Here is a 12,451-nt window from a genome sequence, read left to right as displayed (position 1 = left end):
CGGCTCGGCCGGCCGGCCCCCGGACCGCACGCCGGCGGCCGCCCTACGAGCCTCACTCCACCCGCCACGCCGAGCTCCTCGCGCCGTCCGGCCCCACTCCGTGTCAGCTGTACCCTGCGCCCCCGTGGTCACGACCGTCAAGGCGATTGGCGCACTCGACGCAATTCATCGCCGAGACCGGCCGATACCAACGTTCTCGACAGTCAGGGAGCGGGAGTCAGGGACCGAGCGTCAGGGTACAGGGACCGGAGCGCGAGCGCCGGTCGGCATGCGTCAGGAGGCCGGGGTCAGAGGGCGGACGTCACGCGCCGGGGGCCGACGGCCTGGATCAAGGTGCGGAGGTCAGCCCCAGTAGCTCGGCGGCGGCCTGGGCGTTGGCCGCGGCGGCGCCGTAGGTGGCCACGTGAACGACGCTTTCGGGGATCCAGACGGGCAGTCCCATCTCGACGACGATCGCGTCCGGACGGGCCTGGAGGAGCGCGGTGGTGAGAGCGCGCTGGCCCGCGTGCCGGTGGGCGTCACGCAGAACGATCACGAGACCACGGCCGGTGGCACGTTCCAGGAGGGAGCGCGCTTCGCCCGGCGCCCCCTCCGCGCGGACGGTGTCGGGGGCCCACGGGCTCAGGCCCCACGGCGTCGGGCCGACCGCGATGTTGCCGCTGGAGGCCAGCTCGACCACGAGCGGACCGGCCGCGAGGCCGGGGAATTCGCCGGTGACGTGGACGGCCCGCCGCGCGGCCTCGATGCCCGCCGCACGGTCGACGACGGCGGGGGCCGGGTCGGCCAGCCATTCCTTCATCCGGCGGGTCCGCTCGGCGGCGTCGTGGAGGCGCTCCAGGGGAAGCCGTCCAATGCGCACGGCCTCTTCGATGGCGGCCAGGACGGCCTGCAGGCTCTCCTGGTGCTCCTTCGGCCCCAGGCAGAGCAGGTCCGCGCCGGCCAGCAGCGCCCGTACGGACGCCTCAGGGATGCCGATGGCACCGCTCGCGCCCTGCATGTCGAGCGCGTCGGTGACGATGACGCCCTCGTAGCCGAGGTGTTCGCGCAGAAGCCCGGTGATCGCGGCATGCGAGAGCGTGGACGGCACGCCCTTGGTGATGTCGGGCAGGTCGAGGTGGCCGGTCATGACCGCCTGCGTGCCGGCCTGGATCGCGCCGCGGAACGGGAGGAGGTCGCGGCGGTCGAGGAGGTCCAGGTCGGCGTCCACGATGGGCACGCCGAGGTGGGAGTCGTCGACGGTCGCGCCGTGGCCGGGGAAGTGCTTGGCGCACGCGGCGACGCCCGCCTCCTGGGTGCCGATCACGGAGGCCACGGCGTGCCGGGCGACCAGTTCGGGGTCGGAGCCGAACGAGCGGGTGCCGATCACGGGGTTGTCGGCGGCGGTGTTGACGTCCACGGAGGGCGCGAAGTTGAGGTTCACGCCGACCTCGGCGAGTTCGGCGCCCAGTGAGCGGTAGACCCGCCGGGTGAGCTCGGGGTCGTCGACCGCGCCGAGCGCCGCGTTGCCCGGGTACGGGGAGCCGGTCAGGTGCCCGCCGAGGCGGGTGACGTCGCCGCCTTCCTCGTCGATCGTGATGATCGGGTCGGCGGCCTTGCGCATCCGCGCGGTGAGCGCGGTGAGCGCCTCGGGGCTGGGCACGTTGCCGATCAGTGCGAAGAGGGTGACGCCGCCGAGACCCTTCTCCAGCTCGTCCAGCAGCCAGCGCGGCGCGCTCGCCCCCGGGAACGACGGGAGGAGGGTCCCGCGGGCCAGCCGCTCGATCGAGTCGTCGGTGGAGGCGGCGCTCATCCCTTCACCGCCCCGGCGGTCAGGCCGGACACCATGCGGCGCTGGACGGCGAGGAAGAAGATGATCACGGGAATGGTGAGCAGCGTGGACGCTGCCATGATGGGCCCCCAGGCGTTGCCGCTGCGGCCGAAGAAGAACTGCAGCATGATCGGCAAGGTGTACTTGTCTTGGTCGTCCAGGAACGTGAACGCGAAGATGAACTCGTTCCAGGCGGTGATGAAGGAGAAGATGCTGGTGGCCACCAGGCCCGGCGCGACCAGCGGCAGCAGCACCGTGAAGAACGTGCGGATCGGGCTCGCGCCGTCGATGGCGGCGGCCTCCTCCAGTTCCCTCGGCACGGCGGCGACGAAGCCGCGGAGCATCCAGATCGCGAACGGCACGGCGAAGCCGACGTAGACGATCACGAGTCCGGGCAGGCTGTTGAGCAGATCGAGCTTCTTGAGGTCCAGGAAGAGCGGGATGACCAGCGCCTCGCAGGGGACCATCTGCACGACCAGCAGCATGATCAGGAACGTGGTGCGGAACCGGAACCGGAAGCGCGCCACGGCGACGGCCGCCAGCAGCGCCAGCAGGCCGGAGATCACCACCGTGACGAGGGCCAGGATCGCGCTGTTGCGGAAGTAGACCCAGAAGGAGGTCTCGGCGATGCCGCCGTTCAGCACCAGGTCGAAGTGGTCGAGCGTCGGATGCGACGGCAGCGGCTTGGGCGTGCTGCTGAAGATCTCGTTGTTGGGCTTGAACGCGGTGGACGCCATCCAGAAGACGGGGAACACCGCCAGCACGAAGACGAGGATCCCGGCGGTGTTGAGCGCGCCCTTGCGCAGGATCCGGGCACGGCGCGGCTTGCTCATCTCGTCTCTCCCTGTCGGACCATGACCCGCACGTACAGGGCCGTGACGATGAGCAGGATCACCGTGAGCACCATCGCGATCGCCGAGCCCATGCCGAGCTTCGGGTTGAGCGAGCCGAACGCCTCGGAGTAGGCGTACAGCGAGAGGTTGAAGGAGTCACGGTTGGCCATCCCGGCCATCACGAACAGCTGGGTGAAGACCTTGAAGTCCCAGATGATCGACATCACCAGCAGGACCATGAAGATCGGCTTGAGGAGGGGGAAGGTGATGCTCCAGAACGAGCGCCACGGCCCCGACCCGTCCACCCGGGCCGCCTCGTACAGCTCGCCCGGCACGCTCTTCAGCCCCGCGAGCACCGACACCGCGATGAACGGGCAGGCCTGCCACACCACGCAGATCGTCAGCACGGTGTAGGTCGACAGCGGCGTGCTGAACCAGTTGTAGTCGTTCCAGCCGCCGCCGACGAGCCAGTCCGGCAGCAGGTCGAGGGTCCAGTTCACCAGGCCGCCGGTCGTGCCGAACAGCCAGGAGAAGATGATCGCCGCGGTCACCGGCGGGGTCGCCCACGCGACCATCACGCCGCCCGCGACGAAGCTCGACATGCGCTTGCCGAGCTGGTGCAGCAGCAGCCCGATCAGGGTGCCGACGACCAGCGTCAGCGACACGGCGACGACGGCGAACAGCACGGTGTGCTTCAGGGTCTGCCAGAAGAACGGATCGTCGAAGATCTTGTCGTAGTTCTCGGTGCCGACCTGTTCGGCGGGCTCGCCGCGGAGCTGGCGGTTGCCGACCTTCTGGAACGACATGATCCCGATCTGGATCATCGGCCAGAACATCAGGACGGCGATGACGGCCAGCGTCGGGGCGATCAGCAGGTACGGCCCGACGCGGGGCCGGCGGCGGCGGCCCGCCGTGCCGGAGACCTTGCGATCCGGGGTCTTCCGCACCGCTGGGGCGGTGTCGAGCATGGAGTTGGTCCGATCAGCCGGAGTTGGGCGGTTCAGCCGGGAAGCTGGGCTCGCCGGCCGGAGCCGGGAGCCCGGGGATCTGCGGGGTGCGGTCCCGCAGACCCCCGGAGGCGGCGCGACGGCGCGTCGAGCCCTACGGCACGTTGAGCCCTGTGACACGTCCTACGACGCGCGTTGAGCCCTACGACGCGTTGAGCAGGGTGTTGGCCTGCTCGTTGGCCTTCTTCAGCTCGCCGTCGGAGGACTTACCCTGCATGATGGCCTTGATCGCGTTCGGCAGGACCTTCTTGGCCTGCTCGAACTCGCCCCAGCCGGCGCTGATCGGCGGGAACTTGGTGTTGCCCGCGATGTCGGTGAAGATCGCCAGCTTCGGGTCGGTGAACTTCACGTCCGAGCGCATCGACGAGAAGCCGCTGTAGTCCGCCCAGCCCTGCGCGTTCTTGGCGTTGTTGAGCACGGTGATGTAGTCGAACGCCGCGTCCTTGGCCTTGCTGTCCTTCCAGACGGCCAGGTCCGAGCCGCCGGCCATGACGGGCGCGTTGCCACCGGTCTTGCTCGGAATCGGGAACACGGCCCACTTGCCGGCGTCCTTGTCGGAGATCTTCTTCATCTCCTTGAACGCCCAGCTGCCGTCGAAGTACATGCCGAGCTTGCCGAGCGCGAAGTCGCGCTGCGGGCCCTCGAGCTCGTTCTTGCCGACGTACTTGGCGGAGGCGACCTTGTCCTTGGTCAGCAGGCCGGTGTAGTAGTCGACGGCCTCCTTGACCTGCGGCTGGTCGAGCTTGCCGACGAACTTGTCGCCGTCCTTGACCGCCACGTCGCCGCCGTTGCCCCAGATGAAGCTGAGCAGCGCGTTGGTCTGGTCGCTCGCCACGCCGATGCCCGGGACCTTCTTCGAGTCCTGGATCTTCTTGGCGGCGGCGCTCAGGTCGGCCCACGTCTTGGGCTGCTGGATGCCCAGCTCGTCGAACCAGTCCTTGCGGAACCACACGCCGCGGACGCCGCCGTACCACGGCACGGCGTAGGTCTTGCCGTCGGCCGTGTCGTTCTCCAGCGCGGTCTTGTTGAGGGTCTTGCCGTCGGCCCACTTGCCGTACAGGTCGGTGATGTCGGCGAGGCTGCCCTGCGCGACGTGCGACTGGACGTCGGTGTTGCCGAGCTCGGTGACGTCGGGGCCCTCACCGCCGGCCGCGGCCTTCTGGAAGGTGGTGGCTACCTGCGGCCACGGCACGTACTTGATCACGACGTCCGTGCCCGGGTGCTTGGCCTTGAACTCGGTCTCGACGCCGTCGAGGAACTTGGTCTGCTCGGGGGTGCCGTCACCCATCATCCAGACCTTGAGCTGCGCCGGGTCCTTGGCCGCCCCGCCGTCGGCCTTGTCATCGCCGCCGCCGCAGGCCGTGGCGGCCAGGGCGATCGCGGCCGCTACGGCCGCAACCTTGGTGTACTTCACTGGGAATTTTCCTTTCCAGCATGGCATCGCCGTGAGTGCATCCCCGACGGTCGGGGCTATGAGACGGGCCCGGACCCTTTAGGGTCCAGCCATGCCCGTCTCTTCCTCGCACCGGCCGCGGGACGCCCTGCTCGCCAGTCGGCGCTCGATGTGCGCCCCATCACCCGGTCTGGGCGGCCGAGGCGCTTGCGCGTAAACTAACAAGAAACTTTCCTAAACAAAACCGCTTGTTAGCGGATTGAGACGTTGAGGGGTCCAGCATGCCCAGACGACCGGGGACGCCGCGGCTACTGCGGGAACTGAACGACCGCGCCGCGCTGGACCTGCTGGTCGGGCAGGGGCCGTTGACCCGCGCCCAGATCGGCGAGCACACCGGGCTCTCCAAGGTCACCGCCTCCCAGCTGCTCTCCCGGCTCGAGGAGCGCGGCCTCGTCGAGGTCGTCGGGGAGCAGGCGGGCGGCCGGGGACCCAACGCCGCGCTCTACGCGGTGGTGCCGTCCAGCGCGTACGTGGCGGGCCTGGAGGTGGGGCCGGACGGGGTCACCGCGGGCGTCGCCGACATCGCGGGGAACATCGCGGCCCAGGTCACCGTCGACCCGAACGGAGCCGACGACCCCGTCAAGACCGTCCACAACGCCGTCGCGAAGGCCTGCCGGTCGGCCAAGGTCGCCCTCTCCCGGCTGACCGCCTTCGTCATCGGCACCCCCGGCGTCGTCGACCCGCGCACCGGCGACGTGCAGTTCTCGTTCGACCTGCCGTCCTGGCACGAGGGGGTCCTCGCCGGGCTGAAGACCGACCTCCGGCGCCCGGTGGTCATCGAGAACGACGTGAACCTCGCGGCCATCGCCGAACGCGCGTACGGTGCCGCCCAGGGCGCCGAGGACTTCGCCCTCATGTGGCTCGACCGCGGCATGGGCCTGTCGGTGATGCTCGGCGGCCGGCTGCACCGCGGCCGGTCCGGGGGCGCGGGCGAGATCGGCTACCTGCCCGTGCCCGGCGCGCCCCTCCCGTCCGGCGACGTCCGCCGCGACCCGGCCGACGAGGGCTTCACCGAGTCGACCAGCTGGGGCATCCCGGCCCTCGCCGGCGGTTACGGCTCGCTGGTCGGCGCCGACGCCGTCCGCGGCCTGGCGCACGCGCACGGCTTCACCGAGCCCACCGCCGTCGAGTGCGTCCGGGCCGCCGCCCTCAACGAGGGACGCGGCGGATCCTTCCTGGACGAACTCGCCCACCGCATCTCCTACGGCGTCACCTCGGTCAACATCGTCCTCGATCCCGGCCTGGTCGTCCTGGCGGGCCAGCTCGGCCGCGCCGGCGGGCAGCCCCTGGCCACGCGCATCGCGCATGCCGTCAGCCGCATCAGCCCGACCACGCCCACCATCGCCGTGACCGGCGTCGAGGGCAACGCCGTCCTCCGGGGCGCCCTCCACGCCGCCCTGGAGCAGGCCCGCGACGAGGTCTTCTCCTCTCCCGAATCCTGAGAGATCCGGGAACGCGAAACGCCTCCGCGCTGTCGGCGCGGAGGCGTTGATGGTGCAGGTCAGGCGCTGGTACGGCGGACGGATCAGATGTCAGGCGGCCATGGAGCGGTCGCCGGCCTTGGCGGGCGTGTGGCGGCGCGCCTGGCGCCGAGGGTCCTGCAGGGCACGGTCCCGGACGGTCTGGCTGATGATCTGGCGCTTGCGCCGCTGCGCGGCCGCCGCTCGTGCCGTCGGTGTCATCGTCACTTCCCCGTTCCGCGGTGTGATCACCGCATCCCCGTGGCCCCCATTGACTCAATGGTCCTCAAAAAACAGGCGTCCCACCATCCACCACAGGGATGATTCGCGGTCAGACCTCATGGGGAGACGCATCCGTCCCAGGGGCCCGGGTGCTTGCGAAATCGGGCCGAAAGCGGTTCGGTGTGCATACCGGAGCGCCGGGAGGCCCCGGATAAGCCCAACCAGTCCGATCGGCAAGGGATAATACGTTCATGCGATTGTCCGCCCGGGTCGACTACGCGCTGCGTGCCGCCGCCGAGCTGGCGGTGGCCGGAAGTCATCCGGTGACCGCCGTCCAGCTCGCCGAGGCGCAGCAGATCCCGCCCAAGTTCCTCGAGAACATCCTCGGCCAGCTCCGCAGGTCCGGGCTCGTCCGGAGCCAGCGCGGCCCCGAGGGGGGCTACTGGCTGGCCAGGCCGGCCGAACAGATCTCCATGGCCGACATCATCCGCGCCATCGACGGCCCGCTGCTGGGCGTCCGTGGCGAACGCCCCGAGCACGTCGGGTACGAGGGGCCCGCGCGCTCGCTCCAGGAGGTGTGGATCGCGTTGCGCGCCAGCGAACGCGCCATCCTCGAACAGGTGTCGCTCGCGCACATCGCGACGGGCGAGCTCCCCGCACCCGTGAAGAAGCTCACCGAGGACCCCTCGGCCTGGGAAAGCCCCTCCTTGATCTGACAGTTTTCACAGGTTTGACAGGACGGGACAGTTGACGTGCCGGAAGGCGATGTCGTCTGGCTCACCGCCCGGCGCCTGGACGAGGCGCTCACCGGGCGGCCGCTGACGCGCTCCGACTTCCGGGTCCCCAAGCTCGCCACCACCGACCTGCGCGGCCGGCCCGTCATGGAGGTCCTCGCCCGCGGCAAGCATCTGCTCATCCGTGTCGGCGGCGGCCTGACCGTGCACAGCCACCTGCTCATGGAGGGCTCGTGGCGGATCCGCCGGCCGGGCGCCCCGCCGTCCGACCACCGCATCCGGGTCATCCTCGCCAACGCCGAATGGCAGGCGCTCGGCTACTCCCTCGGCGTCCTGGAGCTGCTCCGCACGTCCGACGAGGGACGGGCGGTGGGGCATCTCGGCCCCGACCTGCTCGGCCCGGACTGGAACCCTTCCGAGGCCGTGCGCCGCCTGGCCGAGGAGCCCGACCGGGCCATCGGCGAGGCGCTTCTCGACCAGACGCGGCTGGCCGGCATCGGCAACGTCTACAAGGCCGAGATCCTGTTCCTGCGCGGCGTCCACCCCTGGACCCCGATCCGCGACGTCACCGACCTGGCCGCGATGGCCGAGCTGGCGCACCGCCTCCTGGTCGCCAACAAGGAGCGGTACGGCCACATCACCACGGGCGACCTGCGGCGCGGCCACGAGCACTGGGTCTACGGCCGCGCGGGACGCCCCTGCCGCCGCTGCCGCACCCGGATCCAGCGGGCCGACCAGGCCTCCGACGTCGGCAACCGGGTCACCTACTGGTGTCCCCGCTGCCAGCCGGCCCCCGCCGCCCCGGAGGCCTGATGGACGACGACGAGACGTGGGCGTTGCTGGTCGAGGAGCGGAAGGGCTCCAACGGCGAGTGGCATGTCTCGCTGGTGATGCCCGCCGGAGACGATCTGGCCCGGGCGCGCGAGGCCGGGGAGGATCTGGCGTTCACCCATCGCCCGCAACTGGCCGGTCTGCGGATGCGGCGCGACGTCTATCAGGTGGGCGAGGACGTCTGGATCGTGTCCCACCGCGCCAAGCTCGGAGGCGGGCCGACCTACTTCAAGGTGAGCGTCGTCCGGCACCTCGGCACGGCCCAGGACTGAGCGCCCCGGGCCAGCCCTGACGCGGTCCTCCTCAAGGATGATCCACGCTGGTCGGATGTGCTCCGGCCTGCTCCCCGATAACGTGCGCACGTGAAGATCGCCCGCACCCGCCTGCTGCTCACCGCGGACGTCCTGGCAGCGGTCCTGCTGGGATTCGTCCAGATCCAGATCGCGGGCAACCTGCTCAAGGACCGGCCAGGTTTCGCGTTCGCCTTCGTGGCGGCCTGCCTCACCGCCACCGTGCTCGCGGCCACGGTCGTGGTCCGCCGGCGGTGGCCCTTCCCGGCGCTCCTCGCCGCGCTGGCCGTCTGGATCATCGCGTACGTCACCGGCGCGTTGTGGGGCGCGTACGTCGCGGTGGCCCTCGCGCTCTACACCGTCGCCGTCGCGGAGCCGCCACGGCGGTCCCTGCGGGCCCTGGCGATCTGCCTGGCGGGCGCGCCGGTGGCGGTCGCCGCCGACCCGTTCCACGGCTGGATCGCGACGCTCTGGGGCACCGCCGCGGCCTGGCTGCTGTTCGGCGCCACCTGGCTGGCCGGCCACGCGGTGCGCGATCGCAGGCTCGCGGCCCGCCAGGCCGAAATCGACCGCGCCCACCAGATTCTCGTGGACGAACGGCTCCGGATCGCGCGCGAGCTGCACGACGTCGTCACCCACGGGATGGGGTTGATCGCGGTGAAGGCCTCGATCGCCAACCACATCGCCGACGACCGTCCAGAGGAGGCGCGCGAGGCGCTGCGCGTCATCGAGGCCACCAGCAAGGGCGCGCTCACCGAGATGCGCCGGCTGCTGGGCGTGCTGCGCGAGCCGGAGGAGGGCGGCCTGGCACCGTCGCCCGGCGTCGCCGCGCTGCCCGAGCTGGCCGGACGCGTGGCGGACGCGGGAGTCCAGGTCGAGCTCACGGTCGGCGATGTCCATGACCTGCCCGAGGCCGTCCAGCTCACGGCGTACCGGATCGTCCAGGAGGCGGTGACCAACGTGGTCAAGCACGCGGCCCCGGCCCGTTGCCGGGTGTCGGTCGTGAAGACCACGGCCGAGGTGCGGATCGAGGTGACCAATGACGGCGCGCCGGTGCCGCCCGTCCGCCCGGGCGAGGGCGGCCACGGGCTCGTCGGCATGCGCGAGCGGGTCGCGATGTACGGCGGGGACTTCAGCGCCGCTCCGCGACCCGGCGGCGGCTTCGCCGTGAGCGCCACCCTCCCCCATCGGGACGCCGCGTGAACGAGGCGCCTCATCAGGGAGGCCGCGAGGCCTGCACGCCGATTCGCGTGCTGGTCGCCGACGACCAGGCGCTCCTGCGCGGCAGCTTCCGCGCTCTCATCGAAACGTCTCCCGGCTTGTCGGTCGTCGGTGAGGCGGCGGACGGCGCGGAGACCGTCGAGCTGGCACGCGCGCTGCTGCCCGACGTGGTGCTCATGGACGTGCGGATGCCGGGGATGGACGGCATCGAGGCCACCCGGCGGATACGCGAGGCGCCCGAGACCGCTTCCGTCCGGGTCCTCATGCTGACGATGTTCGACCTCGACGCGTACGTCTTCTCGGCGCTGCGAGCGGGGGCCAGCGGCTTCCTGCTCAAGGACACCCCGCCCGGAGATCTGCTGGACGCCGTCCGCGTCATCGCGGCCGGTGAGGCGCTGCTGGCACCCACCGTCACCCGGCGCCTCATCGAGGAGTTCGCCGCGCGCCCGGAACCCGCCCGGCCGCTCCCCCGCACGCTCGACGGCGTGACCGAGCGCGAACGCGAGGTCCTGACGCTGATCGCCCGCGGTCTGTCCAACGCCGAGATGGCCGAGCACCTGCATCTCAGCCTGGCGACGGTCAAGACCTATGTGGGCCGCCTGCTCGCCAAGCTCGGCGCCCGCGACCGCGCGCAGCTCGTGATCATCGCCTACGAGTCCGGCCTGGCCTCCACCCGCTGAGCGTGTCATCCCAGGGAGGACCGCGCGAATGTCCATCGTGGGCTGATGTGGCGGGCGCAGGGCGGCGGCCATCGTGGTCGGCATGATCGAAGTACGTGAGCTGACCAAACGGTACGGCCGGGTGACAGCGGTGGACGGATTGTCGTTCGTCGTCCGGCCCGGGCGGGTGACGGGCTTCCTCGGCCCGAACGGCGCGGGCAAATCGACCACGATGCGCGCGGTCATGGGCCTGGACCTGCCGACGTCCGGCGAGACGCTGGTGAACGGGCGCCGCTACCAGGACATCGAGCGCCCGCTCCACGAGGTGGGCGCGCTGCTGGACGCGGGCGCGGTGCACGGCGGGCGGACCGCGTTCGACCACCTCGACTGGCTGGCCCGCAGCAACGGCATCGGCCGCGCCAGGGTCACCGAGGTGCTGGAACGGGTCGGGCTGGGCGAGGTGGCACGGCGCCGGATCGGCGGATTCTCGCTGGGAATGCGGCAACGGCTCGGAGTCGCCGCGGCGCTCCTCGGCGACCCGGCCGTGCTGCTCTTCGACGAGCCGGTCAACGGCCTCGACCCCGAGGGCATCCGCTGGATCCGCGAGCTCATGCGGGCGCTCGCGGCCGAGGGCCGGACCGTCCTGGTGTCCAGCCACCTCATGAGCGAGATGGCGCTGACCGCCGACCATGTCCTCGTCGTCGGGCGGGGCCGGCTGATCGCCGAGACGTCGATGACCGACCTCTCGGCGCGACGTGCTCGTGCGCACGCCTCGTCCGACCGCGCTCGCCGCCGCACTGGCCACCGCCGGCGCGACGGTGGTCGAGACGGACGGCGAACTGGTCGTCGCCGGGCTCGACGTGACCGAGATCGGCGACCTCGCCTTCACCCACGGCATCCCGATCCACGAACTGACGCCGCGCAGCGCCTCTCTCGAAGAGGCGTTCCTGCACCTCACCGGGGAGAGCGTCGACTACCGAGCCGAAGGGGCCGTCCGATGAACACCGCTGTCTCCGCCGAGTGGCGCAAGCTGTGCACGGTCCGTTCGACGCGCTACATCCTCGGCTCCCCGCTCGTGGCGCTCGCCGCCGGCGGCCTGGTGGCGGCGCTGATGACGGCCGACTGGGACGGCTCGGCACCGGCCGGGCGCGCCACCTTCCCCGCCGCCGATCCCGCCGTCCTGGCCGTGCCGTTCACCCAGTTCTGCCTGGCGGCGCTCGGCGCGCTCGTGATCACCTCGGAGTACGCCACCGGCATGATCCGCACCAGCCTGGCGGCGGTCCCGAGGCGCCGCACGCTGCTCGCGGCCAAGGCGGCCGTGGTCGCCGCCGTCGCGTTCCTCGCCGGCCTGACGATCGCGATCGCCGCGTTCCTCCTCGGCGGGCTCATCACCGGCGACCGGCCGGCACCGATCGCGGCCTGGGAGTCGCCGTCCGAGGGCCTCGCCGCCGCGTTCGCCAACGGTCTGTCGATCGCGGTCATCGGCCTCCTGGGGCTCGCGATCGGGGCCGTCCTGCGCTCGACCGCCGGGGCCTTCGTCACCGCGGGCGCGGTGCTGTTCGTGCTGCCGGCGGTGGTGCGCATGGTGTTCCCGTCCTGGGGCGAGGACATCGCGTCGCTGCTGCCCGCCGGCCTGGCACCCCAGCTGGCGGGCACAGCGGACGACCCCATGCTCCCGCCGCTCGCCGCCCTCGCCGTGATGGTGGCGTACGTAGCAATCACGCTGCCCGCCGCCGCGTTCGCGCTGGCCCGGCGGGACGCCTGAGCCTGCGACACTCGTGCCCATGACGAACCCCCTGATCACCACCGGGACGGACGTCGCCGAGGAAACACTGGCGGGCAGCGGGCAACGACACCCGGTTGGAGGTCATCGCCGAGGCGATCCATGGGTTCGGCCTCTTCCCCATCACCATTGCCGAGCGCGAGTTCGCCCG

The 12,451-nt window shown here is 71.3% G+C and carries 12 protein-coding genes and 1 pseudogene; 8 read left to right on the top strand and 5 right to left on the bottom strand.

The annotated features are described in order from the left end of the window. Positions 1–328: 328 nt before the first annotated feature. The 4 genes from ACGFNU_RS10575 to ACGFNU_RS10560 form a co-directional block, all read right to left on the bottom strand. The gene (locus tag ACGFNU_RS10575) at positions 329–1,789 is read right to left on the bottom strand and encodes a glycoside hydrolase family 3 protein (RefSeq protein ID WP_392592152.1); all 1,461 of its coding nucleotides are present in this window, start codon (positions 1,787–1,789) and stop codon (positions 329–331) included. After that, entirely contained in the window at positions 1,786–2,640 is an 855-nt protein-coding gene (locus ACGFNU_RS10570) for a carbohydrate ABC transporter permease (protein ID WP_392592150.1), read from the bottom strand. The genes ACGFNU_RS10575 and ACGFNU_RS10570 overlap by 4 nt, the downstream gene beginning before the upstream one ends. Continuing rightward, positions 2,637–3,608 carry a carbohydrate ABC transporter permease gene (locus ACGFNU_RS10565; protein ID WP_392592148.1) on the bottom strand — a complete coding sequence of 324 codons (972 nt, stop codon included), beginning with the start codon at positions 3,606–3,608 and terminating at the stop codon, positions 2,637–2,639. The genes ACGFNU_RS10570 and ACGFNU_RS10565 overlap by 4 nt, the downstream gene beginning before the upstream one ends. Before the next feature lie 181 nt (positions 3,609–3,789). Beyond that, positions 3,790–5,061 (bottom strand): extracellular solute-binding protein, encoded by a 1,272-nt coding sequence (locus tag ACGFNU_RS10560; RefSeq protein WP_392592146.1) that lies wholly within the window; start codon positions 5,059–5,061, stop codon positions 3,790–3,792. Between the two features lie 260 nt (positions 5,062–5,321). Between ACGFNU_RS10560 and ACGFNU_RS10555 the strand changes: the two genes are divergently transcribed. After that, complete coding sequence (locus ACGFNU_RS10555) at positions 5,322–6,542, top strand: ROK family protein (RefSeq protein ID WP_392592144.1); 1,221 nt, start codon at positions 5,322–5,324, stop codon at positions 6,540–6,542. Positions 6,543–6,632: 90 nt separating this feature from the next. Here the strand turns inward: ACGFNU_RS10555 and ACGFNU_RS10550 are convergent, their stop codons facing one another. Then, positions 6,633–6,782: a hypothetical protein gene (locus ACGFNU_RS10550; RefSeq protein ID WP_392592142.1), complete on the bottom strand. Its 150-nt coding sequence runs from the start codon at positions 6,780–6,782 to the stop codon at positions 6,633–6,635. A gap of 251 nt (positions 6,783–7,033) precedes the next feature. Between ACGFNU_RS10550 and ACGFNU_RS10545 the strand changes: the two genes are divergently transcribed. The 7 genes and pseudogenes from ACGFNU_RS10545 to ACGFNU_RS10515 all read left to right on the top strand — a co-directional run bounded on the left by ACGFNU_RS10545 (position 7,034) and on the right by ACGFNU_RS10515 (position 12,282). Beyond that, positions 7,034–7,498, top strand: coding sequence for an RrF2 family transcriptional regulator (locus tag ACGFNU_RS10545; protein ID WP_392592140.1), 465 nt, complete (start codon positions 7,034–7,036; stop codon positions 7,496–7,498). A gap of 36 nt (positions 7,499–7,534) precedes the next feature. After that, a complete protein-coding gene (locus ACGFNU_RS10540) occupies positions 7,535–8,329 on the top strand; it encodes a DNA-formamidopyrimidine glycosylase family protein (RefSeq protein WP_392592138.1) in 795 nt (264 codons plus the stop codon). Then, on the top strand, positions 8,329–8,619 hold the full coding sequence (locus ACGFNU_RS10535; protein WP_392592136.1) for a hypothetical protein: 291 nt from the start codon (positions 8,329–8,331) through the stop codon (positions 8,617–8,619). The genes ACGFNU_RS10540 and ACGFNU_RS10535 overlap by 1 nt, the downstream gene beginning before the upstream one ends. 90 nt (positions 8,620–8,709) lie before the next feature. Further along, positions 8,710–9,840, top strand: coding sequence for a sensor histidine kinase (locus ACGFNU_RS10530; RefSeq protein ID WP_392592134.1), 1,131 nt, complete (start codon positions 8,710–8,712; stop codon positions 9,838–9,840). Beyond that, positions 9,837–10,538, top strand: a complete 702-nt coding sequence (locus tag ACGFNU_RS10525; RefSeq protein WP_392592132.1) for a response regulator — start codon at positions 9,837–9,839, stop codon at positions 10,536–10,538. Before ACGFNU_RS10530 ends, ACGFNU_RS10525 begins: the two co-directional genes overlap by 4 nt. Before the next feature lie 82 nt (positions 10,539–10,620). After that, positions 10,621–11,518: pseudogene (locus tag ACGFNU_RS10520) on the top strand (ABC transporter ATP-binding protein). Beyond that, on the top strand, positions 11,515–12,282 hold the full coding sequence (locus ACGFNU_RS10515; protein ID WP_392592130.1) for an ABC transporter permease subunit: 768 nt from the start codon (positions 11,515–11,517) through the stop codon (positions 12,280–12,282). The pseudogene ACGFNU_RS10520 and the gene ACGFNU_RS10515 overlap by 4 nt, the downstream one beginning before the upstream one ends. Positions 12,283–12,451 lie beyond the last annotated feature (169 nt).

The sequence above is a fragment of the Spirillospora sp. NPDC048911 genome, assembly GCF_043198015.1.
Lineage (GTDB): Bacteria > Actinomycetota > Actinomycetes > Streptosporangiales > Streptosporangiaceae > Spirillospora.
Note: the sequence above shows the minus strand (reverse complement) of the source record. Positions and strands in the feature narration are given on the sequence as shown.

What these genes read in the sequence shown, in the direction of transcription:
- ACGFNU_RS10575 (WP_392592152.1), bottom strand. Translation starts at nt 1,789, where the DNA reads ATGAGCGCCGCCTCCACCGACGACTCGATCGAGCGGCTGGCCCGCGGG.
- ACGFNU_RS10555 (WP_392592144.1), top strand. Translation starts at nt 5,322, where the DNA reads ATGCCCAGACGACCGGGGACGCCGCGGCTACTGCGGGAACTGAACGAC.
- ACGFNU_RS10550 (WP_392592142.1), bottom strand. Translation starts at nt 6,782, where the DNA reads ATGACACCGACGGCACGAGCGGCGGCCGCGCAGCGGCGCAAGCGCCAG.
- ACGFNU_RS10535 (WP_392592136.1), top strand. Translation starts at nt 8,329, where the DNA reads ATGGACGACGACGAGACGTGGGCGTTGCTGGTCGAGGAGCGGAAGGGC.
- ACGFNU_RS10565 (WP_392592148.1), bottom strand. Translation starts at nt 3,608, where the DNA reads ATGCTCGACACCGCCCCAGCGGTGCGGAAGACCCCGGATCGCAAGGTC.
- ACGFNU_RS10545 (WP_392592140.1), top strand. Translation starts at nt 7,034, where the DNA reads ATGCGATTGTCCGCCCGGGTCGACTACGCGCTGCGTGCCGCCGCCGAG.
- ACGFNU_RS10515 (WP_392592130.1), top strand. Translation starts at nt 11,515, where the DNA reads ATGAACACCGCTGTCTCCGCCGAGTGGCGCAAGCTGTGCACGGTCCGT.
- ACGFNU_RS10570 (WP_392592150.1), bottom strand. Translation starts at nt 2,640, where the DNA reads ATGAGCAAGCCGCGCCGTGCCCGGATCCTGCGCAAGGGCGCGCTCAAC.